The 24,223-nt window shown below is 68.8% G+C and carries 18 protein-coding genes; 6 read left to right on the top strand and 12 right to left on the bottom strand.

The features are described 5' to 3' along the window. From SB4_RS04945 to SB4_RS04925, 5 genes are all read right to left on the bottom strand, one after another. Positions 1-1,308, bottom strand: a 1,308-nt coding sequence (locus SB4_RS04945) for a TolC family outer membrane protein (RefSeq protein WP_058751675.1), incomplete at its 3' end; no start/stop codon positions are given. Further along, a complete protein-coding gene (locus tag SB4_RS04940) occupies positions 1,301-3,700 on the bottom strand; it encodes an ABC transporter permease (RefSeq protein WP_058751662.1) in 2,400 nt (799 codons plus the stop codon). The genes SB4_RS04945 and SB4_RS04940, both read right to left, overlap by 8 nt. A 28-nt stretch (positions 3,701-3,728) precedes the next feature. Continuing rightward, positions 3,729-4,487, bottom strand: coding sequence for a GIN domain-containing protein (locus tag SB4_RS04935; protein WP_058751661.1), 759 nt, complete (start codon positions 4,485-4,487; stop codon positions 3,729-3,731). Positions 4,488-4,509: 22 nt separating this feature from the next. Beyond that, positions 4,510-5,187: an ABC transporter ATP-binding protein gene (locus tag SB4_RS04930; protein WP_058751660.1), complete on the bottom strand. Its 678-nt coding sequence runs from the start codon at positions 5,185-5,187 to the stop codon at positions 4,510-4,512. 14 nt (positions 5,188-5,201) lie between these two features. Further along, on the bottom strand, positions 5,202-6,494 hold the full coding sequence (locus SB4_RS04925; RefSeq protein WP_241488486.1) for an efflux RND transporter periplasmic adaptor subunit: 1,293 nt from the start codon (positions 6,492-6,494) through the stop codon (positions 5,202-5,204). 147 nt (positions 6,495-6,641) lie between these two features. Between SB4_RS04925 and SB4_RS04920 the strand changes: the two genes are divergently transcribed. Next, positions 6,642-7,853, top strand: coding sequence for a sigma-54-dependent transcriptional regulator (locus tag SB4_RS04920; RefSeq protein ID WP_058751659.1), 1,212 nt, complete (start codon positions 6,642-6,644; stop codon positions 7,851-7,853). Further along, the gene (locus tag SB4_RS04915) at positions 7,843-8,991 is read left to right on the top strand and encodes a sensor histidine kinase (RefSeq protein ID WP_058751658.1); all 1,149 of its coding nucleotides are present in this window, start codon (positions 7,843-7,845) and stop codon (positions 8,989-8,991) included. The genes SB4_RS04920 and SB4_RS04915 overlap by 11 nt, the downstream gene beginning before the upstream one ends. Here SB4_RS04915 and tpiA read toward each other — a convergent pair. Beyond that, positions 8,935-9,699 (bottom strand): triose-phosphate isomerase, encoded by a 765-nt coding sequence (gene tpiA / locus SB4_RS04910; RefSeq protein ID WP_058751673.1) that lies wholly within the window; start codon positions 9,697-9,699, stop codon positions 8,935-8,937. The two genes, SB4_RS04915 and tpiA, sit on opposite strands and share 57 nt — an antisense overlap. Next, complete coding sequence (gene glpK / locus SB4_RS04905; RefSeq protein ID WP_058751657.1) at positions 9,699-11,201, bottom strand: glycerol kinase GlpK; 1,503 nt, start codon at positions 11,199-11,201, stop codon at positions 9,699-9,701. The genes tpiA and glpK overlap by 1 nt, the downstream gene beginning before the upstream one ends. A 120-nt stretch (positions 11,202-11,321) precedes the next feature. Here glpK and glpD point away from each other — a divergent pair, with 120 nt between their 5' ends. The 3 genes from glpD to SB4_RS04890 all read left to right on the top strand — a co-directional run bounded on the left by glpD (position 11,322) and on the right by SB4_RS04890 (position 14,439). Continuing rightward, positions 11,322-12,827: a glycerol-3-phosphate dehydrogenase gene (glpD, locus tag SB4_RS04900; RefSeq protein ID WP_058751656.1), complete on the top strand. Its 1,506-nt coding sequence runs from the start codon at positions 11,322-11,324 to the stop codon at positions 12,825-12,827. Continuing rightward, positions 12,824-13,615 (top strand): DeoR/GlpR family DNA-binding transcription regulator, encoded by a 792-nt coding sequence (locus SB4_RS04895; protein ID WP_058751655.1) that lies wholly within the window; start codon positions 12,824-12,826, stop codon positions 13,613-13,615. The genes glpD and SB4_RS04895 overlap by 4 nt, the downstream gene beginning before the upstream one ends. Positions 13,616-13,686: 71 nt before the next feature. Further along, positions 13,687-14,439, top strand: a complete 753-nt coding sequence (locus tag SB4_RS04890) for a FadR/GntR family transcriptional regulator (RefSeq protein ID WP_058718307.1) — start codon at positions 13,687-13,689, stop codon at positions 14,437-14,439. Here SB4_RS04890 and SB4_RS04885 read toward each other — a convergent pair. Genes SB4_RS04885 through SB4_RS04870 form a run of 4 tightly spaced genes read right to left on the bottom strand, consistent with a single transcriptional unit; the run spans position 14,436 to position 20,579 of the window. Then, positions 14,436-15,428, bottom strand: a complete 993-nt coding sequence (locus SB4_RS04885) for a DUF2891 domain-containing protein (protein WP_058751654.1) — start codon at positions 15,426-15,428, stop codon at positions 14,436-14,438. The two genes, SB4_RS04890 and SB4_RS04885, sit on opposite strands and share 4 nt — an antisense overlap. Further along, positions 15,425-16,330 (bottom strand): DUF979 domain-containing protein, encoded by a 906-nt coding sequence (locus tag SB4_RS04880; RefSeq protein WP_058751653.1) that lies wholly within the window; start codon positions 16,328-16,330, stop codon positions 15,425-15,427. The genes SB4_RS04885 and SB4_RS04880 overlap by 4 nt, the downstream gene beginning before the upstream one ends. Continuing rightward, complete coding sequence (locus SB4_RS04875) at positions 16,327-16,992, bottom strand: DUF969 domain-containing protein (protein WP_058751652.1); 666 nt, start codon at positions 16,990-16,992, stop codon at positions 16,327-16,329. Before SB4_RS04875 ends, SB4_RS04880 begins: the two co-directional genes overlap by 4 nt. Next, positions 16,992-20,579 (bottom strand): hydantoinase B/oxoprolinase family protein, encoded by a 3,588-nt coding sequence (locus SB4_RS04870; protein WP_058751651.1) that lies wholly within the window; start codon positions 20,577-20,579, stop codon positions 16,992-16,994. The genes SB4_RS04875 and SB4_RS04870 overlap by 1 nt, the downstream gene beginning before the upstream one ends. Positions 20,580-20,740: 161 nt before the next feature. On the opposite strand from SB4_RS04870, the gene SB4_RS04865 reads away from it, so the two are divergent. Beyond that, positions 20,741-23,449, top strand: coding sequence for a TonB-dependent receptor (locus SB4_RS04865; protein ID WP_153006072.1), 2,709 nt, complete (start codon positions 20,741-20,743; stop codon positions 23,447-23,449). Here SB4_RS04865 and SB4_RS04860 read toward each other — a convergent pair. Then, positions 23,427-24,155, bottom strand: a complete 729-nt coding sequence (locus SB4_RS04860; protein WP_241488487.1) for an acid phosphatase — start codon at positions 24,153-24,155, stop codon at positions 23,427-23,429. The genes SB4_RS04865 and SB4_RS04860 overlap by 23 nt on opposite strands. Positions 24,156-24,223 lie beyond the last annotated feature (68 nt).

Here is a 24,223-nt window from a genome sequence, read left to right as displayed (position 1 = left end):
GGGCCTCGCAGAGACCGACCTTTCCGCCTCCTCAAACGCCCCCCGCCCCCTGCGCCCCGTCGCCCGCAACAACGCGGCCTGGGCGGTCAGCACATCGACCTGCGCCCGCGCCACGGCCAGCTGCGCCGAGCGATAGCTCTGGTCGGCGACCAATATGTCGACCGTCGTGCGCAGGCCAAAGCCATATTCGGCGCGCACGCCCTTCAACGCCAGATCGGCCGCCTGCAACCCCTCGGCACTGGCCTTCAGCCGTCCCTCGGCAGCGGTGAGCGAGGCCCAAGCGGTATCCGCCGCCCGCACCGCGCCGCGCGCCGCCGCATCCGCGTCGAACCGCTCCGCGCGGGCATTGGCCTCCGCCTGGCGCACCCGCGACGCAACGAGCCCGCCGGTCAGCAGCGGGACACGGAGCGACAGGCCCGCATTGGCCGCACTGTCGAAGCCGGTGGCGCTACCCCCCGCCCATTGCACGCCGCGCCCATAGCCGCCGCCCAGATCGATAGCGGGCGCACCGTCCGCACGCGCTTGGCCGATCCGTGCCGTCGCCGCCTCGACGCGCCGCTTCTGGGCGAGGAGCAGCGGGTTGCTCGCCTCCGCCGCATCGCGCGCATCGGCCAGGGTGCGCGGCAGGGTGGCGGGCGGCGCGATCACCGCCTCCAGCGTCCCCGCATCGCGGCCGACGATCGCGCGATAGGCTGCCGCCGCACTGGCGACGGCGCCTTCCGCATCGACCAGATTGGAGATGACGCTGGCCCGCTGCGCCTCCAGCTGCGCGACGTCGGTTAGGGTCGCCTGGCCCAGGCCATAGCGCGAGCGCGCCTCCGCGACCTGACTGTCGAGCCGCTGGATACCAACCCGCGCCACCTCGACCGCCTGCTGGGTGTAGAGCAGGTCGGCATAGGCGGCGACGACCCGCTCCAGCACATCCGCCTCGACATCGCGCAAGGTCTCGCCCCCGGCCGCCACATCGCCCTGGGCCGCGCGCACCGCCGAGGAGACCCGTCCTCCTGTCCAAATCGGCAGCGTCGCCGTCACGCCCCCCAGCGCCGAGGTCGAGCCGGTGCGAACCCCGGTCGCGTTGGAGCCCAGCCGGTCATAGCCCGCATTGCCGGTCGCCGCCGCGGTCAGCCGCCCGGCCGCCCGGGCCTGGTTCGGCGTCTCGGCCAGCGCATCCTGCCGGGCGCGCGCGGCGGCGAGTTCGGGATTGCCGTCCCACGCCGCCGCGATCGCCTGGCGCAGCGTTTCCGCCGAGGCGGGGGTGGCCGCGACCAACGCCACCCCCATCAACCACGACGCCCTTCGCTTAGTCATGGCGCAACGCCCAGGCGGGTGCGGCCCGGCTGGCCTTGAGCGACTGGCCCAACACGGTCAGCACCGCGATGGTCAGCGCCAGCGCGGTCGCCGCCGCGAAGTAGAGCGGCGACAGGCTGATCCGATCGTCGAACCCGGCCAGCCAGGTCCGCATCGCGATGAAAGCCAGCGGCCAGGCGACGAGATTGGCGATCAGCACGGGGCGCAGGAACTGCCCGACCAACAGTTTGACGATGTCCGTCGCCGACGCGCCCAGCGTCTTGCGGATGCCGATCTCCTTGACCCGCCGCTGAGTGTTGAACGACGCAAGACCCCACAGCCCGACGCACCCGATCAGCACGGCCAGCCCTGCACCGATACCGAACAGGCGGGTCGCCCGGTCGTCGGCCTTGTAGTACTCTTCCATATTCTGGTTGGCGGTCTGAGCCTCGAACGGCACCTGCGGCGCGGTCTGGCGCCAAATGCTGCGTAGAGCCGCGATCGTCTCACGTGGATCGCCTTCGACGCGCAGGGTCGTGCGCGGGATCGTCGAGAAGCGCGAATGATAATAATACATGGTCGGATTGACGGGATCGCGTGGCGAAAAGAAGCGGGCATTCTCCACCACACCGATAATCGTACGGGGATTGGACCGCCCAACAGTCTTGCCGATTGCCGCCTCCGGGCTGTCAAAGCCCAGCACCTCGCCCCCCTTGCGGTTGATGACGACGTTAGGGACTTTCCGCGCAGCATCGTCTGCATTGCGCGCATCGTCGGCGCGGTGTGCATCGTCGGGTAGGCGGCCAGCGATCAGTTTGATACCGAAGGTCGGATAGAAATTTGGCGACGTGATAATCGCTTGCAGGCTGGCACCTGGTTCGGGCTTCCCTGGCACCGCGTAATTGTCGCTGTTGAAGCTGCTGGACCCAGGCGAGGAATCGGACGTCGTCACCGATCGCACCCCAGGCAGGGACGCGGCTCGCGCAAGAAATGCGGTCAGTTGTGCCTCCGTGACCGCCCCGTCACTGGTCGAACTGACGGTTACCAGCCCATCGCGGCGAAATCCGACATCGGTTTTGCGAACATGGCGGGTCTGCGCGATCAGCACGACCGTTCCGATCATGAAGGCGATGGCAAGCGCGAACTGGAATACCACCAGAATCTCACGGACCCGCGCACCCGCCCGCCCGCCGCCCGGCGATCGGGACGAGGCCAACACCGCCGCCGCCGGAAAGCGCGACAGCATCAGTGCCGGGTACAGGCCCGCCAGACCTCCGACGACCAGCGCCAACACCACCAGACCGGGTAGGACCATGGCGTAGTCCAGCGACAGCTTCAGCCCCCCGGCGGCGTTGATCAACGGCAGGCCCAGTTCGGCGAGAATCAGGCCGCCCAGTGCCGCGAAGGCCGCGATCAATATGGCTTCGCCCAGAAATTGCCGGATCAAAGCCGTTCGGTTTGCGCCCAAAACCTTGCGCATGGCGACCTCCCGGGCCCGCAAACCGCCACGCGCCGTTGCCAGGTTCACGTAATTGACGATGGCTATCAGCAGGGTCAGCAGGCCGACGATTCCTAAGGTCACAACGGTCATACTGCGGCCAGGGGACGACTGTAGATGGATGGCCGACAGCGGATTGATCCTCAGGCTGAGTAGCTTGGCGGAGGGTCCCTGTTCTTTGGCCCGGCGATCGACGAAAGCGCGCATCTTGGCTTGCAGACGTGCGACGTCCTGCTGCGTGTCGAACCGAAGAATGGTCCAGACCCGCTCGCTGCCCCAGTGGTTCCACATGGGATCGGGATGCGGCGTCGGCGTCTTGACGAGCATGGAATAGGGTAATTCGGTATCCGGCGGCAGATCACGGAAAATACCGGCAATTCGATAGCGCGCCGTCTTTCCGATGATGGTCAGCGTCATGGCCTGTCCGATGGGATTTCCTTTGGGGAAGTACCGCTTCGCGATGGTTTCGCTGATCAGGACATTGTCCGGCGCTTGCAGAGCCCGCGCAGCATCACCGGCCACGATCGGCAAGCGTATGATATCGAGAAAATTCGGGTCGGCATAACCCAGCGTTTCCGTGGTCGCCGCGTTACCCCGCACCACATTCACGTCCATGACCTGGATGCGAGTCCCGACCGTATCGGGAAAATCCTCGCGAAGCTGATCGATCAGCCCCCCCATCGTACTGGTGGAATAGCCGTCGGCCGGACTGCCCGGCATGTTCCAATACTCTTCGACCAGATACAGCTTGTCATGCCCGGGCAGCCATTTCTCATACCCCGTCTCGAACCGGACATAGAGGCCCAGCACCAGGAAGACGGCGATACCCACCGCCAGTCCGCCGATGTTGAGCGCGGCATAGAGCTTGTGGCGCACAAGCGAGCGATAGAGCGACAGAAGCGCGAAGCGGTTCATGATGTCATATCCCCCATGATCCCAGGCATCAGCCGCAGGTGACGCGGGCGAAGCCGCTCTTGTCGACGGTGCATTGCGGGCGGCCGCCCACGATGACGCGGGTCATGCCGCTGGCGTCGATCGCCGCCGGGCCGTCCGCCTGGGCGCGGACGCCGCCGGTGCCGCTGGCATCGACCGACAGGGCGCGTGTGGTCATCGCGGTGGTGTCGACATTGCCGGTGCCGCTGCTGTCGATGGCGAGCGCATCGACCGCTCCCGCCCCCCGGATCGAGCCCGTTCCGCTAAGCTCGAGCGACAGTTTGGACGTGCGGATATCCTGAATGGTGGCGTTGCCGGTCCCGGACATCGCGATGCCGACCTTCCGGCTGCGCAAGCCGTCGATGGTCAGATTGCCGGTGCCCGACATTTCCGCTTGAAACTCGGCGGCCTCGAACGGGCGCAGCCGGATGGAGCCGGTGCCTTCGGACTCCACGCCGCGCAGACGCGGGACGGTGATTTCGATCGTGGCACTCGGACGCTTGGCGCGGCTGTCGCACATGCGGTCCGGGCGGGTGAGGATCAGCGTCTGGCCGCGCACCTCGGCGCGGATGACCTCCAGCGAGACGGCTGGGCCGACCGCCCGAACCGAGAAAGCCGCGCCGGTCGTCACGACGGCATCGTCGCAACCTTCGAGCGAAATCCGGTCGAAGCCGGACAGCGCAAAGCTGCGTGCCGTCTGGGCCTGAGCGGGCGAGGCGGCGACCGGAAGGAGGGAAAGGACCAGCGAAAGCGGCAGGATCGTCTTCATGGCGTATCTCCAGAAATGGGGTTCAGATCGCGCGCATGGCGCTGGCGACGATGCGGCCGTCGAGCATGTCGATGCGGCGCTTGGCGAGATCGGCGTGGCTGGGCGAGTGGGTCACCATCACGATGGTCGCCCCCGCATCGTTCAGGCCGGTCAGGATGTTCATCACCTGCTCGCCATTGGCGGTATCGAGATTGCCAGTCGGCTCGTCCGCCAGGATCAGCTTGGGATCGCCGACAATGGCGCGAGCGATCGCGGCGCGCTGCTGCTGGCCGCCCGACAGCTGGTGCGGGAAGTGGCGCGCGCGGTGGGCGATGCCGACCTTGTCCATCGCGCCGGCAACGCGGCCGCGCCGGTCCCCGATATCCCTGCGATAGGCGAGGCCCAGCGCGACATTTTCCTCGATGGTCAGTTCGTCGATCAGGTTGAAGCTCTGAAACACGAAACCCAGCGTCTCGGCGCGGAACTTCGCCAGCTCCTTCTCGCCCATCGCGGCCAGATCGCGGTCGCCGAACATGTACCGCCCGCCGGTCGGCCGATCGACCGTGCCCAGCGTGTTGAGCAGGGTCGACTTGCCGCAGCCCGAGGGGCCCATGATGGCCAGGAACTCGCCCGCCGCCACATGCAGGTCGATATCGTGCAGCGCGGTCGTCTCCACCTCGTCGGAGACGTAGCGGCGCTGAATGCTTTCCAATCGGATCATGATGTCAGTCCCCCTTATCGGATGTTCAGGATGTCGCCCTTCACGGACGCGGTGTTGCTGATGACGATGCGGTCGCCGGGATTGAGGCCGGAGAGGATTTCGACCTGTTCGGGATTGCGGCGGCCGGTCTTCACGCTGCGGCGACGGGCATGGGCACCATCGGCGTCGAGGACGAAGGCGGAAGCCCCGCCTGCCTCCAGCCAGCCGCCGACCGGAGCCACCACCGCACGGCTGGCGGCGCCCAGCGTGATGCGGATATCGATCGTCTGGCCACGATTGAGCCCGGCCGGTGCCTTGTCGAAGGTCAGCTCGACCTGGAAGCGCCCGTCCTTCACGGCCGGAAGCACCTTTGACACGGTGAGCCCTGCACCGTCGGAGGTCGTTGCCTTCTGCCCCACCGCGACGCGGCCGAGATAATATTCGTCGACCTGGGCAACGAGCTTCCACGAGCCTTCGCTATCGACCTGTCCGGCCGGGTCACCGGGCTTCAGCGTCTGGCCAGGCTGGATGACGAAGTTCGTTAGCCGCCCGCCTGCGGGTGCGCGGATGGTCAGGCCCTCCAGCCCGGCCCGCACCGCCGCCATGTTGCCCGCCAGCCGCGTCTGCGTGTCGTTCAGCCGTGCCGACTGCGTGGCGGTGATGCGCGCTTCGGTCGCGCGACCCGATTTCAGCTGGGCGAGGCGTTTTTCCTGATAGGCGGCCTCTTCCTCGAAGCTCTTGACGCCCGCGTCCGACAGAAAGCCCTGGTCGTGCAACTGGCGGCGAATGCCCAGGTCGCGGCGCGCCTTGATCAGGTCATACTCCGCCTGCGCGACCTGGCTGGCGCGGTCCAGCTTGTTGCGCTCGATGCCCAGCCCCTCGCTGGCGACGCCGCCCAGCTGGCTGGCGATCTGCGCCTCGCGGGTGAGGATGTCGAGCTTCAACTGTGGATTGGCGAGCGTCGCCAGCGGCTGGCCTTCGCGGACCATCTCGCCGTCCTGGACCAGCAGCTTCTCGACCTGCCCGCCCGACAGCACGCCGACCAGCGTGGTGACGCGCGGCGTCACGGTGGCGCGCACCGGCAAATAGTCGTCGAACGCGGCGCGCGTCACCTCGCCGGTCTCGATATTGGCGGCCGCGATATCGGTCGATCCCGCAGCGGGCAGGATGCGCCAAAGCGCGATGGCGGCCAGCACGACCAGGCCTGCGACCACGACCGCGCGACGCCGCCACCAGGGCGTCGCCTTGCGCTCGATCCGACGGTCCATCGCCGCACCGGCAGCGGTCACGCCGGAAGGGTTTGCGCCTGTGCTTTGTTCGGTCATCATGGACACAGTCTCACCCAGGATGGCCGAAAAACCTAAAGCCCTATGAACACGCCTTTTTCCGCATCATCCGTCGAATCCGACCGTTCGCGTTCGGACGCACCGTCCGAAAATGGACGGTCGGCGGACGGGTCAAGCCCCTCCAGCCGCTTGGCGATCCTGCTGGTCGACGACAATCCGCGTATCGCCGAATCGCTGGCCATCGCGATCGATCTGGCCGGGCACCGGCTGGACGTGGCGAGCGGGCCGGAAGAAGGCTTCTCGTTGCTGGCGGCGCAGCGTTACGACGCGATCCTGCTAGACCTGAACTATGCCGCCGGGCGGACCGACGGGGCTGAGGGACTGGCGATGCTCGAGCGGCTGCTGGCCGACGATCCGGGGGCGTGCATCATCGTCATCACCGCTCATAGCGGCATCAAGCTCGCTGTCGCCGCGATGCAGGCGGGCGCACGCGACTTCGTGATGAAGCCGTGGCGCAATGCCGAGCTGATCGCCAAGATCGAGGTCGCGGCTCGGCGCCGTCCCGCGCCCACCGCCATCTCCGCCGCCGAGGTTGCCGCCGAGCCTGTCCGTCTATTGGGCGACAGCGATGCGATCGAGCGGGTGCGCAGCTTGGTCCGCCGGATCGGGCCGACCATGGCGGGCGTCGTGGTGACCGGTCCGTCCGGCGCAGGGCGCGGCCTGATCGCCGCCGCGATCCACGCCGCCTCGCCGGGAGCAGCGCAGGCGATGGTCCGCATCGACCTGCGCGATCCGCTGGCTTGGGACTGGCTGGACCAGGGCAGGCCGGGCGCGACATTTCTGCTGCGCCATCCCGACCGGCTCGACGAGGTGGCCCAAGCCCGACTGCTCGACCGGTTGAGGCCCGAGGATCGCTTTATCGCCATCGCCGACACGCCCCGCGCGATCAGCCCCGCGCTGGCCCGGCGCATCGCCATGGTCGAGATCGCAGCCCCCGCGCTGGCCGAACGGCGGGCCGACATACCCCTGCTCGCGCGGCACTTCGCCCGGATCGCGGCGCAGCGGCACGGCCGCCCCCCGCCCCGCTTCACCGCCGCCGCCGAGGCGCTGTTCGCCCATGCGCTGTGGCCCGACGAAGCCCGCGGGCTGGCCGCCGCGATCGAGCGGGCGCTGCTTCTGGGCGAGGACGGCGTGATCGACGCGGCGCTGCTCGCCCCCGCGCCGGTTGCGGCGATGACGGCCACGGGGCCCGCCCGCGTCAGTTTCGACCTGGACGAAAGCGAGCGCGGCATGATCGAGGCCGCATTGATCGAGCATCATCACAACGTCACCCAGGCGGCACAGGCGCTGGGGCTCAGCCGGGGTGCGCTCTATCGACGGATGGCGCGGCATGGGCTTTGAGGCTTCCCCCCGCCGGGTCCTTGCAGCGGCGCTGTCGGGCATCGCCCTGACGGCCAGCGGCGCGCTGCTGGTGCTGGCGTGGCAAAGGGGAATGTTCGCGACGCTGCTCGGGCTGACGCTGTGTGTCGCATGGCTGGTGCTCGGCGGTTGCTGGGCCGCATCGCGCAACCTCTCGGTTCGGCGGCGGTCGGAGGAGCGCGATCCTGCGACGGACGGCCCGCCGCTGGCGGCCTTGCTGGACCAGATCCCGTTGCCGTTGCTGCGCGTCACCGGCGGCGGTGCACACGCGCTCAACCGGGCCAGCCGGACGCTGTTCGCCACCGACGACCGGCTCAGCCCGACGCCCCCCGCCCTCAACGATCCGCGCGAAACCCGCCTGCGCCATGAAGGGCGAAGCTGGCGGATCGAACGCGTCGCGGGGAGCGACCAGTCGCTGGTCCTGCTGGTCGATATCGAGGCCGAACGCCGCGCCGCCGAGGTTCATGCCGATAACGAGATGATCGATATCCTGGGCCATGAATTGCTCAACGGCCTGTCGCCGATCGTCTCGCTGGCCGACAGCGCACAGGTCGCGGCGGAGCGGGGCGATGCCCGGCTGCCCGGCATATTGGCGACGTTGACCCGGCGGATCGAGGGGCTGGAGCGCTTTACCCGCGCCTATCGGATGCTCGCGCGGTTGCCCGATCCGGTTCCAACGCCGGTCGCCATGGACGAGCTGGTCGGCGATCTGTCGCGCCTGTTCGACCAGCGGTTCGAGGGGCGGGTCCAGCTATCCACCATCGTGCCCCAGGGCATGACGGGCCGGTGCGACCGGGACCAGATGACGCAAGCGATCTGGGCGCTGCTCCACAACGCCGCCGAGGCCGCACTGACGGGCGCGGTAACGCCGCTGGTCACGCTGACGGTGGAGCGCGAGGAGGATCGCCTGATCCTGTCGGTCGCCGATACCGGCTCCGGCGTCCCGGCACCGGAACGGGCGCGCATCTTCCGCCCGTTTCACACCACCAAGCCCGAAGGGTCGGGCGTCGGCCTGACGCTCGCCAGACGCATCGCGCGGGCGCATGGCGGCGACATTGCGCTGCTACCGATCGCCGTCACCACCTTCCGCATGGCGATGCCGGACGGTGCTGGCCGGTAGCAGGGCTTTGAGGATCGCAGTGAAGGCCTCCGCGTCCAGGCTCTGGCGACCGACCAGAAAACCGTCGATCTCGCCTTGCGCGAACAGGGCCGCGCCGTTCTCGGCGGTCACCGATCCGCCGTAAAGGACGCGGGGAGCCTCACCGGGAAAACTATCGCGGATCGCATCGGCGATGGCCGCCACCTCTGCGGGCTCCGGCACGCGGTCGCTGCCGATCGCCCAGACGGGCTCATAGGCAATGGCGATCCCCTCTCCGTCCGCGCCGCCGAGCGAGCGCGTCAGTTGCTCGCGCACCACCGCGACCGATCGCCCGGCGGCATGATCCGCCGCCGTCTCGCCGACGCAGAGCAATATCCGAAGTCCCGCCGCGCGCGCCGTGCTAAGCTTCGCGGCGATCAGCGCATCATCCTCGCCATGATCGTGCCGCCGCTCGCTATGGCCCAGCAGCACGAGGTCCGCGCCCGCTTCGCGCAACATCGCCGCCGACAGGTCGCCGGTATGCGCACCGTCCCGCTCTGCATGGCAATCCTGCGCCCCCAGCCCCAGCGCCGGGGCCACCAATCTTGCCCGGTCGAGCAAAGTCGCAGGCGGGCACAGCGTCACTTCCACCCCCGGATAGCGCGCAGCCGCATCCGCAATGGCGGCGATCAACGGCAGACAGGTGCCGTCGCCGTTCATCTTCCAATTGCCCACCAGCATCGGCCGCATCACGCAGGCGTCGCCCCCGGCTTGGCGAGCGTCCGCGCCACCGCATCGCGCCATCCGGCGACCAGCGGCGCGCGCGCTTCCTCCGTCATCGAAGGCTCGAAACATTCCTCGCGCGACCAGAGCTTTTCCAGTGCGTCGAGGCCGGACCAGAATCCGGTCGCCAGCCCGGCATGGAAGGCCGCACCACGCGCCGTCGTCTCCAGGTCGGCAGGCCGCTCGACTGGCGTCTGGATCATGTTGGACAGGAACCGGCACAGCCAGTCATTCGCCGCCATGCCGCCATCGACGCGCAGGATCGCCGCCCCCTCGCCCGCATCGGCCTTCATCGCCTCGGCGAGGTCCATCGTCTGGTACGCCACCGACTCCAGCGCCGCGCGCGCCAGATGCGCCGCACTCGCCCCCAGCGTCAGGCCGTAGATCGCCCCGCGCGCATCCGGCTCCCAATAGGGCGCGCCCATGCCGACAAAGGCGGGCACCATGTAGACGCCGTGGCTGTCGGGCACCTGGGTCGCGAGGTCGTCGGTCTGGCTGGCATGGGTGATGACGCCCAGGCCGTCGCGCAACCACTTTACCGCCGCGCCCGCCACGAAGATCGATCCCTCCAGCGCATATGTCGTTTTGCCGTTCAGCCGATACGCGGGCGTGGTCAGCAGCCGGTGCTTCGACGCAACCGCCGTCTCGCCGGTGTTGAGCAGCATGAAACAGCCGGTGCCATAGGTCGACTTGGCCATGCCGTGACGGAAACAGGCCTGACCGAACAAAGCCGCCTGCTGGTCGCCCGCCATGCCCGCGATCGGGATCGCCGCGCCAAACAGATCGGGGGCGGTGGTGCCGAACACATGCGCATTGTCATGCACCTGCGGCAGCATCGCCATCGGCACGCGCAGCAATCGGCACAATTCCTCGTCCCATACCCCGCGATGGATATCGAACAGCATCGTGCGGCTGGCATTGGTAATGTCGGTCGCGTGCACCGCTCCGCCGGTCAGCCGCCAGAGCAGGAAGCTGTCGATCGTCCCGAACGCCAGTTCGCCGCGCTCGGCCCGCGCCCGTGCGCCGTCAACGTGATCGAGCAGCCAGGCGAGCTTGGTCGCGGAGAAATAGGGGTCGATCAGCAGGCCGGTCCGCTCGCGCACCAAATCCTCGGCGCCGTCGGCCTTCAGCGTCTGGCAGAGATCGGTACCGCGACGGTCCTGCCACACGATGGCGCGGTGGATCGGCTCGCCGGTCGCGCGGTCCCAGACGACCGCCGTCTCGCGCTGGTTGGTGATGCCGATCGCGGCGATGTGGGCGGGCGCGACACCGCTTTCTTCGATCGCCTTGCGCGCGGTGGCCAGCGCATCGCGCCAGATATCCTCCGGGTCATGCTCGACCCAGCCGAGCGCAGGGTAATGCTGCGCGAACTCGGCCTGCGCGATGGCGACCCGGCGCGCCTGCGCATCGAAGACGATGCTGCGCGTCGAGGTCGTCCCCTGATCGATCACCAGAATGTGCGACGCCATCGCTCACCCTCTCCTTATTTTCGCTGCGAAAGGTCACATGCTTTCAAACGAACGTCAATGCTTTCGTTTTTCCGGGAAATGGTATAGCAGGGGTGGCGTTCGAGAACAGGGACAAGCCAGATGACGAACCGGGATATGGAGAGGGTCGACCTGCTGATCGTCGGCGGCGGCATCAACGGTGCTGGCATCGCGCGCGATGCGGCCGGGCGCGGCCTGTCGGTAATGCTGGTCGAGCAGGATGACCTCGCCAGCCACACCTCCTCCGCCTCGACCAAGCTGATCCATGGCGGCCTGCGCTATCTGGAATATGGCGAGTTTCGCCTGGTGCGAGAGGCGCTGATCGAGCGCGAGCGGCTGCTGAACATGGCGCCGCACATCATCTGGCCGCTATCCTTCGTCCTGCCGCAAACCCAGTCGCCGCGCCCGGCCTGGATGGTGCGGCTGGGCCTGTTCCTCTACGACCATCTGGGCGGTCGCGAGAAGCTGCCGGGCACGCGCACCGTCGCGCTGGAAAAGTCGGCGCTCGGCGCAGGGCTTTCGCCGCGAAAGGGCAAGGCTTTCGTTTATTCGGACTGCTGGGTGGAGGACAGCCGCCTGGTCGTGCTGAACGCCATGGACGCGCGCGAGCGCGGTGCGCGGATCGAGACTCGTACCCGGCTGATCGATGCCAAGCGCAACGGCGATGGCTGGACCGCGACCATCGAGGCGAACGGCCGGAGCCGTAGCGTCCAGGCGCGGGTGCTGGTCAATGCGGCAGGCCCCTGGGTCGCCGACGTGATCGGGCGGACGCATGGCGCGCGACGCGATCGCGGCGTGCGCCTGATCAAGGGCAGCCATATCGTCGTGCCCCGTCTCTATGAGGGCGATCATGCCTTCATGCTGCAGAATGACGACCGTCGCATCGTCTTCGCCATTCCCTATGAGGGCGCGTTCACGCTGGTCGGCACCACCGACGAACCTTGGACCGATGCCCCCGCCAAGGCATCGATCAGCGCAGCGGAGACCAGCTATCTGCTGGACACCGCCAACCGCTATTTCGCGCGCAAGGTCGGGGAAGCGAATATCGTGTGGAGTTATGCGGGCATCCGGCCGCTTTATGACGACCATTCTGCCAATGCCTCGGCGGTGACGCGCGACTATGTGCTCGACCTGGATACGGGCGCGGAGGGAGAAGCGCAGGCGCCGATGCTGAACATCTTCGGCGGCAAGATCACGACCTATCGCAAGCTGGCCGAGCACACGATGCGCGAACTGGCGCGGTTCTTCCCGCAGGCGGGATCGGCCTGGACGGCGGGTGCGACACTGCCCGGCGGCGATATCGCGGATGCCGATTTCGAGCGGTTCCTGCACGAGCTGACCGCTCGGCACTCGGCCCTGCCGCCCAAGCTGCTGCTTCGCCTGGCCCGCGCTTACGGCACGCGTGTCGACGAATTGCTGGCGGCCGGTGACCTCGGCCCCGATCTCGGTGGCGGCCTGCACACGGCCGAGGTCGATTATCTGGTGAAGGCCGAATGGGCGCGCACGGCGGAGGACATTCTCTATCGCCGCAGCAAGCTGGGCCTGCACGTCCCCCCCGAGACACCCGAGCGGCTGACGCGCTATCTGGCAGAACGGGGCATCGCGTGAAGACTGCCGCGCCCGATATCGTCGCCGCGCGTCATGCCGCGATCCTCGAGGTTGCGCGCCGAACGGGCAGCGTCGGTGTCGACGAACTGGCAGAAAAGCTGGGCGTCACGCCACAGACGATCCGCAAGGACCTGAATATCCTGGCGGGTCAGTCGATGCTGGCGCGTGTGCATGGCGGCGCGGTCGTCACCTCGGGCACCGACAATCTGGCCTATGGCGAGCGGCGCATGGTCGCCGCGCCCGCCAAGACCGCCATCGGGGTCGCCGCTGCCGCGCTGGTGCCCAACGGGGCCAGCCTGTTCATCAATATCGGTTCGACCACCGAAGCGATCGCCAGGGCGCTGGTCGACCACCGCGACCTGATGGTCATCACCAACAATCTGAATGTCGTCGACATCCTCGGCGGGCGCCCTTCGATCGAGGTCATCGCGGCGGGCGGCCGGGTGCGCGCCAGCGACCGCGCGGTGGTGGGGGCGCTGGCGATGGACTTCATTCGGGGGTTCAAGGTCGACATGGCGCTGATCGGAGCGTCGGCGATCGATCCCGATGGGACCTTCCTCGACTTCGACGTGGACGAGGTACGGGTGTCCCAAACGATCATCCGCCACGCCCGCCAGGTGCTGCTGGCCCTGGACGGATCGAAGCTGGAGCGCGCCGCACCGGTCCGCGTCGGCGACATGGGCGATGTCGACTTCCTGGTCACCGATCGGGCCGATACCCGGCTGGCGCAGGCCGCCCGCGCTGCCGGTACGACCGTCGTGGAAACCGATCGCAACGGAATGTCGTAATTGGCCTGACAGACATTGGTCTGACACTGGCGCTTGACCAGCATCCCGCCTCGGCCCTTATAAGGGTCGCGATGGACAACAATACGACCCAGGACCGGCTTTACCGGGAACTCGCCCGCACGCTGATCGCCGAGTTGCAGGAGGGTCGCTACCCGATCGGCACACGCATGCCCGCCGAGCGTGAGCTGGCGACCCGGTTCGACGTCAGCCGCCCGGTCATACGCGAGGCGCTGATCGCGCTGGAAGTCCAAGGCTTTATCGAAGTCCGCATCGGATCGGGCGCGCATGTCGTGGCGCTGCCCGGCCAGGGCGAGACGCCCGATTTCGGCGTGTCGGCGATGGAAGTGGCCGAAGCCCGCCTGCTGTTCGAGCCCGAAGCGGCAGCGCTGGCGGCGACCCAGATCACTGAGGCGGAACTGGACGAACTAGCGACGCTGGTCGATGCGATCGAGGAAGAGAATAACACGATCGGTGGCGCCTTCCGCGCGGACCGCGCCTTTCACACGCTGATCGCGCGCTCGACCCGCAACAGTGCGATCCTGGAGACGATCGACCGTCTATGGGAACAGCGGCTGCGCTCGGCCGAGAGCGTGCTACTCGACGCCAAGGTGCGCGAGATCGATGTGCGCCCGATCGTCGAGCATCACGCCGCGATCCTGGAGGCTCTGCGCTCCGGCGATGCGGTTGCGGCGCGCGTCGCGATGCAGCGTCACCTGACCGCCGCGCTGGAAGGCCTGCTGATCGCTAGCGAAGCCCGCGCCGTCGCGGAAGTCCGCCAGGCCCTCGCCGCCAAGCGCGACCGGACCGCGCATCTGAAGATTTAACCTTCCAGCGCCAACAGCGCGAAGGTGGCGAGCCAGTGCTCGCCCATATAATCATCGCCCAGATGCGGCAGGCTGGCGGCGAGATGCGCCTCCGCCGCCGCTTCGGCGCGGGCGGCGACCGGGTGGTCCGGGCCCAGCTTCGCCGCGATCACCCGCCAGCACCAGGCGCGGCTGAGGTTCAGGCCGTCAAGATGCGCGATCTTGCCGTCGCTGCGGTCCGACACCGTGGCGGGTGTGAAGAGCGTCACGGGCTCGCCGATCGCGACGCGCGGCAGGAACCCGTCGAACCAGGCGCGAAAGCCGGGCGCGTCGAGCACACGGCTCATCACCAGCGCCTCGGTCAGGGCGGGCGACAGGAAATCGTCGCCGCCCGGTTCCCACGCCTGGCAGTCCCGATCGTGCGCGAACCAGCCTTGCACCGCCTCCGCGATCAGCGCGCGCAACGCCGTGTCGCACGTCTCCGCCCAGTCCCAGGCCAGGGTCAGCGCGAAGCTGGTGTTGAAATGCGTCCCCACGCGCAAGGGATAGGTCAGGCGCGGCAGGAACGCGTGCAGGCGGCCTGCAAAGAACCGCGCCATCGGCTCCAGCGTCTCTGCCCAAGCGGCGTCATGGCGGCTCGCCTCGTCATGCAGCGCCAGCATCCAGGCCCAGCCATAGGGCCGCTCAAACCCGCCCGCGCTCGGTCGCTCCAGATAGGCCATTTCGCCCGCGACCTTCTCGGCCGTGAACATCGCGTCGGCCCGCGCGCGGATGGCGGCGGCGGCGTCGAGATCGGGATAAAGGCGGATCAGGCGCAACAACTGCCACCAGCCATGGACGCAGCTATGCCAGTCGAAGCTGCCATAGAAAATCGGATGCAGTTCGGACGGGGTGCGCGCATCCTCCGGCCCGTTCAAGACGTGGATCAGGCAATTGGGATATTCGCGCCCGACATGACCTAGCGTCATGGTGGCAAAACGCTGGGCGGTGGCGCGGTCCATTCCGGTCATGCGATCATTCCGTAAAGCAACAGGATGTTGAAGGCGAGCAGCGGCAAGGCGGTCGGCATCTGTGCGCGGATAACGCCATATTTGTCCTTCAAGCCAAGAAGCGCGGCGGGCAGCAGGTTGAAGTTAGCCGCCATCGGCGTCATTAGCGTCCCGCAAAACCCCGCCAGCATACCCACCGCCGCGACGATGGCAGGGTCCGCGCCCATCTGGCGGATCAGGATCGGCACGCCGACCGCCGCTGCCATCACTGGGAAGGCGGCAAAGGCATTGCCCATGACGATGGTGAACAACGCCATGCCCAGCGCATAGGCCAGCACCGCGCCGATGACGCTGCCCGCCGGGATCACCGCGCCGATCAGCCCACCCACGACCGCACCGACCCCCGCCAGCGCAAACACCGCGCCCAGGCTCGCCAGCATCTGCGGCATCACCAGGACCCAGCCGATATCGTCGATCAACCCGCGCCCCGCCACGAAGGGCTCGCCCGCCCTTGCCCGAAGCAGCACCCCGCACAGCAGCAGCGCCACGATCGTCCCCAGCGTCAGCGCGACGAGCGTCGCCTGTTTGAGATCGACCCATGTCGGCACCTGCTTGAACGCCAGCGTCCCGACCAGCGCGACCACCGGGATGATCAGCGCGGGCACGAAGACCTTGGCCCCATAGCACTCCTCCGCCGGTTCGACAGGGGCGGCGCGACGCATCCGCCCCGAGGCGGCGATGCCGACCAAGGCCAGCACCAGCACACCGTTGCCGACATCGCCCAACCGGTCTCCGGCGAAAAAGGACAAGGCGATCAGCGCGAAGAAGACACCATTGGCCCAGCGTCGGTCCTTGAGCGATAACAGCGCAAAGACCGCGAATACCAGTCCCGCAACCGCATAGACCAGGTTCAGCCCGATCATCGCTCTGCCCCCCGCGCCGACAGTCGCCGGTCGAAAAGCCAAAGTCGGAAGCCATGGATCACGAAGGCCGCGATGGCGGTCGGGATCGCCCAGACGGACAACTGGAACGGCTCCAGCATGATGCCATAGCCCTCCAGCACGCCCTTCATCAGGAGGATCGACCCGACCGCGAGGAAGATATCCTCGCCGAAGAACAGGCCGACCGTGTCGGTTGCCGCCGCCATCGCCTTGACCCGATCTGCGTCCTCGACCGCCCCGCCCTGCCGCTCGGCGGCCGCCTCCGCCATCGGCGCGAGCAAGGGGCGCACGGTCTGCGCCGGTCCCGCGACGGACGTCAGGCCCAGCGCCGCCGTCACCTGCCGGAACAGCAGATAGCCGGTGAGCAGCCGGCCCGCCGTCGCGCCGTGCAACCCCGCCACCAGCGCGCGGGCGCGGGCCTGAAGCCCCCGTCGCTCTAGCAGTCCGATGACCGGCAGGACCATATAGATGGCCGTGACGTAGCGCGTCTCGTTAAACGCATGGCCGAAGGTCGCCAGGATCTTCACCGGGTCGAGCCCCGCCGCCAGCCCGGTGACGAGCGCGGAGGCGATGATGACTAGCAACGGGTTGAAGCGGAGCAGGAACCCGCCCGCGATGACGACGATCCCGGCGAGCACCCACATCAGCGTTCCTCCGCCCCGTAACCGCCGCCGCCCGGCGTTTCGATGACCAGCACGTCGCCGGTCTCCATCTCGATCCCGGCGGTGGAGGCGAGATCCTGCGACGCGCCATCCGCCCGCTCGACCCGGTTGCGCCCAGCCTGTCCGGCACCCCCACCGTTCAGGCCAAAGGGCGGCACGACGCGGCGATTGCTGAGGATCGCGGCGCGCAACGGTTGCAGGAAACGTATCCGGCGGTGGGTCCCGTCGCCGCCCCGGTGGGTGCCCGCCCCGCCCGAACCACGCCGGATCGCGAACTGCTCGACCAGCACCGGGTAGCGGGTTTCCAGCACTTCGGGGTCGGTCAACCGGCTGTTGGTCATATGCGTCTGGATCGCGTCGGCCCCGTCATGGTCCGGCCCCGCTCCCGCGCCGCCCGCGATCGTCTCATAATATTGATAGCTGTCGTCGCCGAAGGTCAGATTGTTCATCGTCCCCTGGCTCCCCGCCATCGCGCCCAGCGCGCCCAGCAGCGCGTCGGTGACGACCTGGCTCACCTCGACATTGCCCGCGACCACGGCGGCGGGGAAATGCGGGTTGAGCATCGAGCCTTCGGGCACGATCAGCGTGACGGGGCGCAGGAACCCTTCGTTCAGCGGCACCGCCTCGTCGACCAGCAGCCGCAGGACATAGAGGACGGCGGCGCGCGTCACCGCCAGCGGCGCATTGAAATTGGTCGGCCGCTGTTCGCTGGTGCCGGTAAAGTCGATGGTCGCATGACCGCGCACCGCATCGATCGTCACCCGCACCGCGACCACCGCGCCGTCGTCTAGCGCATAGCGGAAGGTGCCGTCCGACAGGGTGGCAATCATCCGCCGCGCCATCGCCTCGGCATGGGCCTGGACATGCGCCATGTAGCGCGTGACCACGCCCTGCCCCTGTTGCGCCGCCAGTTGGCGAAGCCCCTCCGCGCCCCGCGCGCACGCCGCGACCTGAGCCGCCAGATCGGCGATATTCTGGTCTATGTTCCGGGCGGGCCAGGGACCGCTGGCGAGGAGGTCGCGGATCGCCGCCTCCCGCATCGCGCCGTCCTCGACGATCAGCACATCGTCGAACACCACGCCTTCATCGGCCAGCGTTTTGCTGTCGGGCGGCATCGAGCCGGGCGTGGTGCCGCCGACGTCGGCATGATGCCCGCGCGCCGCCACGAAGAAGGCGGGCGTCTCACCCCCCGCAAAGACCGGCATGATGACGGTAATGTCGGGCAGGTGCGTGCCGCCGCGATAGGGATCGTTCAGCGCATGGACCTGCCCCTCGCGCATCGCGCCGCTCCGCGCGCGGATGACGGTACGGATGCTCTCGCCCATCGATCCCAGATGCACCGGGATATGCGGCGCATTGGCGACCAGCCCCCCGTCCGCATCGAACAGCGCGCAGGAGAAATCCAGTCGCTCGCGGATGTTGACCGAGGCCGCACTGCGTTGCAGCGCCGCGCCCATCTCCTCGGCGATGCCCATGAACAGACCGGCGAAGATTTCCAGCCGGACGGGATCGACCGCCTCCTCCGCCGCCTGCTCGCGCCGCGCACCGACGCGTTCGAGCAACAGCGTCCCCTCCGCCAGCACCCGCGCCTGCCAGTCGGGCTCGACCACCACGGTCGACACCGGATCGATGATCAGCGCCGGACCCGACAGCACCGTCGCCGCCGCCAGCCCCTCGCGCCGGTAAACGGGCACATCGTGTCGCTCGCCCGCCAGATACATGGCGACCCGGTCGATCGGCTCGGCGGATCGATCGGGCAAAGCGGGCGTGGGAAGCGCCTGTGCCGCATCCCCGGCGATCGCCTCGACGCGAAGCTGCTCGACCACCAGCCTGTCGTCGCCGACAAAGCCAAAGCGCTGGTGATGCGCGGTCGCGAAATCCTGCGCCATCGTCTCCGGGCGCCCCCAAGTGACGGCGATCGTCTGGTCGTTGCGGGCATAGCGCAGCTGCGCCAGCACGGCGAAACGGATCGTGGCCGGGTCGACGCCCTGCTCGGCCAGCCCGGCCTTCGCCTCGTCCTGCAATGTCGCCAGCGCGGGCGTCAGTGCGTCGTCGCCCAGCGGCAGCGCGACCGTCGCCTCGCGCACCACGCTGCGATCCGCCAGGCCGATGCCGACCGCCGACAACACTCCCGCCAGCGGATGGATCAGCACCCGCTCCATGCCCAGCGCATCGGCGACCAGACAGGCATGCTGGCCACCCGCCCCACCGAAACAGGCGAGCGCATAAGAGGCCGGGTCCTCACCCCGTGCGACCGACACCGCGCGGATCGCCCGCGCCATATTGGCGACCGCGATGGCGACCAGCCCCTCGGCCGCCCCCATCGCGTCCAGCCGCTCGCCGCTCGCCGCCGCCACCTCGTCCAGCAGCGCGTCGAGCGCCCGCACCGCCGCCGCGCGGTCAGGCGGCAGGTCGCGATTGGGACCAAACAGCGCGGGAAAATGCTCCGGCTGGATCTTGCCCAGGATCATGTTGCAGTCGGTAACGGTCAGCGGCCCGCCACGCCGATAGCAGGCCGGGCCCGGCTCCGCCCCCGCCGAGGCCGGGCCGACGAGCAACCGCCCGCCATCGAAGTGGCAGATCGATCCGCCGCCCGCCGCCACCGTATCGATCCGCATCATCGGCACCGCGACGCGCACCCCCGCCAGCACCGCGTCGGAGCGCCGGTCATACTGCCCGGCATAGAGCGAGACGTCGGTCGAGGTGCCGCCCATGTCGAACCCGATGATCCGGTCGAACCCGGCCCCGTGCGCCGTCCGGGCCATGCCGACGATCCCGCCTGCCGGGCCGGACAGCAGCGCGTCCTTGCCATGGAAATGCTCGCCCGCGACCAGCCCGCCGCTCGACTGCATGAACAGCAGGCCGCCGTCCGCCGCACCGCCCAGCCCGGCCTCCAGCCCCCGGACATAACGCCGCAACACCGGCGACAGATAGGCGTCCGCCAACGTGGTGTCGCCGCGCGCGACCAGGCGGATCAGCGGCGCGGTGCGGTGGCTGACCGAAATCTGGGTAAAGCCCGCCGCCTCGGCCAGTCCGACCAGGGCCAGCTCGTGCGCCTGATGCTTCCACCCATGCATCAGGACGATCGCGATCGAGCGCAAACCCCGGGCATAGGCTTGGGCAAAGGCCGCCGCAGCGCCGTCGCGGTCTAGCGGGGTCAGGACGCTGCCGTCCTCCGCCACCCGCTCGTCGATCTCGACCACCTCGGCGAACAGCGGCGCCGGGCGGCGGATGTCACGCGCGAAGATGTCGGGTCGGTCCTGATAACCGATGGTCAGCGCATCGCCGAACCCGCGCGTGATCGCCAGCAACACCGGCTCGCCCTGCCGCTCCAGCAGGGCATTGGTCGCAATGGTCGTGCCGATGCGGATCGCACAATGCGGCAACGGCCCGTCGCCCACGCCGGTCAACTGCCGGATCGCCGCCTCGGCCGCGTCATAACGGCGCTCGGGATCTTCGGACAGCAGCTTGGTCGTGACGAGCGTGCCGTCCGGCCGCCGCGCGACGACATCGGTGAAGGTGCCGCCACGGTCGATCCAGAATTGCCACTGCGCCACCGGTTCCTGCATGTCGTTCCTCCGTCGCCGCCGTTCGTACCATCGGAAACGATCTTTGCCACTGACATGCGCCCTACATAATTGCCACCTATCGGCACGGCGGCGGGGACGGACTTTGGTGATGGCGGGGGCAGCAGCGAGCGAATGATTTTCGGCCCACCGGGCGGGTGGTCATGACGATGCTGGTGGCGACGGCGCTGATCGGGGCGCTGATGACGACGCAGGCCGATCCCCTCCTGTCCATCGATCTTCCCCCCGGGCCCGTCGCTGCGGGGCTGGACCGGCTGGCGCGGCAGGCGGGCCAGGCCGTGGTCGCGCGTCCCGGCGATCTGGCGGGACGGACCGCGCCCGCGCTGAAGGGACGGATGCGCCTGTCGAGCGCGCTCGCTCGCTGGTGCCGTCCGGCGGGTCTTTCCTGTCGTCGGATCGCGGGCGGCATCGTGGTGCGCGCCGCCGGGCCGATACCGCGTCGAGACCCGCCCCCGGTGCACCGGCTCGCACCCGCCCCGCCGGTCGATCCCGTGACCGGCCCGGACGTGATCGTCACCGGCCGCCGGGGCACGACCATACAGGGCGAGTTGGAGCGCAGCTATTCCGCCTCGCATCTCGATGGCGTCGAACTCGCCCGGCGACCGCCGCAAAGCCTGGCGGAGCTGCTGTCCGGCCTGCCCGGCCTGTGGGTCGACAGTTCGGCCGGGGCGTCGGCCAATACCATCCGGGTGCGCGGTATTCCACTGGACGGATATCAGGCGATCGCCGTGCAGGAGGACGGGTTGCCGGTGCAGCATGACACGCTGGCCTGGACCGATATCGACCAGTTCGTCCGCCCCGACCTGATGATCGAGAGTGCCGATTATGTGCGCGGCGGCCCCTCCGCCATCTTTGCGAGCAATGCGCCCGGTGGTGTGCTCAACCTGCGCACGCGGGCTCCCGGCGGCCGGTCTGGCGGGGCGATGCGGATGACGACCACCGACTATGGCCTGGCGCGGTGGGAGGGCTACGCGACCGGACCCGTCGCCCCTGGCTGGCGACTGATCGCGGGCGGCGCGGTCGTGCGGGACCCGACGGTGCGGCGCATCGCCTCGACGCTGGGGGGCGGGCAGATGCGGGTGCGGCTCGACCATGATCTGCCCGGTGGCGGTCTGCTGACGCTCGCCATCCACGCGCTGGCCGACGACACGCTCAACGTCTCGTCGGTGCCGATGCGGGTCGCACATGGCCGGATCATGCCGCTGCCCGGCTTCGATCCCCGGCGCGGCAGCTTTTTCGGGCCGGAACTGACCAGCCTGCGCTTCGCCGCGTTGGGCGAGCGACCGCTGGGGCGCAACAACCATAATCGGATGGGCATGCCGTCGCTGGCTTTGAGCCAGCCGATCGCGGACGGCCTGCTGACGGTGCGCGCGCATGTCCGGACCTCGCGGACCGAGCGTTATGCCCTGTCCTCCTCGGGCAATGCCGTCCCCGCCGCGCAGGCACTGGCGGACGCGATGCCCCGCCTGACCGCCGCCTATCCGGACACGGCGCACGTCGTCCTCACCCATGCGAGCGACGGCAGCGCTTTCGCGGCCCTTCCCGGAAATAGCTTGGTCATCGCGCTCAACCCGGTCGCCGCGGACACGCACCTATCCGAAGGGATTGTCGACCTGTCCTATGCACGGCAGCTGGAGGCCGCGGGACGCCATGACCTGACGCTCGGCGTGTATGCCGTCGGCTATCGCTGGGACTTTCGCCGGGCCGTGGCGCGCGTGCTGGTCGAAGCGCGCGAGCAGGGGCGGCGGCTGGACCTGTCGGCGCTGGACGCCGCCGGGCGAATGCTGGGACGACTGACCGATCAAGGCCTGATCAACGGCGGATCGACCTATGAGGCGATGATCGGGCATCAGCATCTGGTCGCGCTTTACGCCGCCGATGAGTGGCAAGTGGCAAGGGATTGGCGGATCGACTGGGGCCTGCGTCACGAACGCGCGCTTCTATCGGCGCAAGTCGAGCGGCCGGCGACGCGCGACGGCGGCGACCCGACGACGTTGGCCGACGATCGGATCATGGTCGGGTCCGGGCAGTGGGACGCCTATCGCCAGCCGATCGCCCGAACCGCTGCCACGCTGGCGCTCCACTGGCGCGCCAGCCCGGAGACCGGGCTGTTCGCGCGCATGACCCACGCGATGCGGCTGCCCGATCCGGGTGTGTTCCGCGTCGGTGGCGGCGACCCGGCGCGCGCGCTGACCATCGAGCAGGCCGAGCTGGGCCTGATCTGGCGACGGGATCGATGGGGCTTGGACGCAACCGTCTTCGCCAGCCGCTTTCCCGATATCGCGCTGCCCGATCTGTCGCTCGATCCCGTCACCGGTGCGGTGCGGGTGGGTGAGCGCAATGCCGTCGCACGCACGCTGGGCCTGGAACTCACCGCCCATGCCGCGCCACTATCCGGCGTATCGCTGCGCGGGACGGTGACCGTACAGGACCCCAGGCTGCAATCCTATCGCGTGACCAGCCTCAGCGGCGGCCTGCCCGTCGTCACCGATCTCAGCGGCAACATGCCCCGTCGCGTGCCCCGGCTGATGGCAAGCCTGTCGGCCAGCGCCGCCCTGCCCGGCACTGACCTCACGATCGACGGCGATGTCTCGGCGATGGGACGACGCTATGCCGACGACGCCAACAGCCTGGCCTTTCCCGGCTTCGCGATAGTCGGGCTGGGCGCGCGCTGGGCCGCGAGCCCGGCCCTGACGGTGCAGTTGCGCGCGACCAACCTGTTCGACCGGATCGCCATCATGCAGGGCGATGCCGTGGGAGGCGAGGTCCGGGCGGGCAACACGGACGGCATCGTCACCGTCCGCGCGCAGCAGGGCCGCGTCGTCAGCCTCAGCGCGGACTGGCGGTTTTAGGAGCGCGGTAACGGGCCAGTTCGTCGGCCGCAGCGGCCATGTCGCGACGGAAGGCGGCATTGCCATGTTCGCGCGCGAAGACCGCGCTGGCCGCCATATAGCCGCCCTCGACCGCGCTCTGGCTGTGCGAGCCGCAGATCCAGCGGCTGTCGCCATAGTCGCGCCCCCGCGCCAGGATCGCGCTCGCCCGGTCGGGCAGCAACTCGGCCATGATCAGCGCAAAACCCCAGCCATGGGCGGTGTGGCCCGAGGGATAATCACCATTGGCGATCAGACCCGGCGTGCGCGGCTCGCAAATGGGCAGGTCGCTGCCGATAAAAGGGCGCGGCGATTGCCAATGCGCCTTGGCCGCGCCGATCGCCGCCGAGCGATCCGCGTCGAACCGCGCCAGCAGTGCGCGGGTCAGCGGCAACTTGGTCCAGTCGGGCCGGAAGCCCAGCGCATCGGCGAAGCGCGCGCCCAGGTCGCTCGACACGTCCGCCGTCGCTTGTTGCCACCGCGCCATGCCGCGCAGGGCCCGGCTGTCGCGAAATGCCCGTGCATCGGCCAGCGCCCGCGGCGAACCCGGCGTCGGCGGACCCGGCAGGATGGTCGCGAGGTTAACGCCCTCGCCAGCGGCCAGATAGCCCTGCCTGTCCTTGCCCATGGCCCCGGAAGGCGACACCACCATCAAGCCGACCGCCGCCGCCAGCCCCCATCCCCGCATCACCCCGGCCATCCTGTTGATCCCACCCAAGAAACGATCGTTCTTAACGAAGACATCATCTGCCCGCT

It is taken from the genome of Sphingomonas sanguinis, from assembly GCF_001476905.1.
Lineage (GTDB): Bacteria > Pseudomonadota > Alphaproteobacteria > Sphingomonadales > Sphingomonadaceae > Sphingomonas > Sphingomonas sanguinis_B.
This window is presented reverse-complemented; position numbering and strand designations above follow the sequence as displayed.

Coding starts and splice junctions, on each gene's coding strand:
- SB4_RS04940 (WP_058751662.1), bottom strand. CDS start 3,700: ATGAACCGCTTCGCGCTTCTGTCGCTCTATCGCTCGCTTGTGCGCCAC.
- SB4_RS04935 (WP_058751661.1), bottom strand. CDS start 4,487: ATGAAGACGATCCTGCCGCTTTCGCTGGTCCTTTCCCTCCTTCCGGTC.
- SB4_RS04930 (WP_058751660.1), bottom strand. CDS start 5,187: ATGATCCGATTGGAAAGCATTCAGCGCCGCTACGTCTCCGACGAGGTG.
- SB4_RS04925 (WP_241488486.1), bottom strand. CDS start 6,494: ATGATGACCGAACAAAGCACAGGCGCAAACCCTTCCGGCGTGACCGCT.
- SB4_RS04915 (WP_058751658.1), top strand. CDS start 7,843: ATGGGCTTTGAGGCTTCCCCCCGCCGGGTCCTTGCAGCGGCGCTGTCG.
- tpiA (WP_058751673.1), bottom strand. CDS start 9,699: ATGCGGCCGATGCTGGTGGGCAATTGGAAGATGAACGGCGACGGCACC.
- glpK (WP_058751657.1), bottom strand. CDS start 11,201: ATGGCGTCGCACATTCTGGTGATCGATCAGGGGACGACCTCGACGCGC.
- glpD (WP_058751656.1), top strand. CDS start 11,322: ATGACGAACCGGGATATGGAGAGGGTCGACCTGCTGATCGTCGGCGGC.
- SB4_RS04890 (WP_058718307.1), top strand. CDS start 13,687: ATGGACAACAATACGACCCAGGACCGGCTTTACCGGGAACTCGCCCGC.
- SB4_RS04885 (WP_058751654.1), bottom strand. CDS start 15,428: ATGACCGGAATGGACCGCGCCACCGCCCAGCGTTTTGCCACCATGACG.
- SB4_RS04880 (WP_058751653.1), bottom strand. CDS start 16,330: ATGATCGGGCTGAACCTGGTCTATGCGGTTGCGGGACTGGTATTCGCG.
- SB4_RS04875 (WP_058751652.1), bottom strand. CDS start 16,992: ATGTGGGTGCTCGCCGGGATCGTCGTCATCGCGGGCGGGTTCCTGCTC.
- SB4_RS04870 (WP_058751651.1), bottom strand. CDS start 20,579: ATGCAGGAACCGGTGGCGCAGTGGCAATTCTGGATCGACCGTGGCGGC.
- SB4_RS04865 (WP_153006072.1), top strand. CDS start 20,741: ATGACGATGCTGGTGGCGACGGCGCTGATCGGGGCGCTGATGACGACG.
- SB4_RS04860 (WP_241488487.1), bottom strand. CDS start 24,155: ATGCGGGGATGGGGGCTGGCGGCGGCGGTCGGCTTGATGGTGGTGTCG.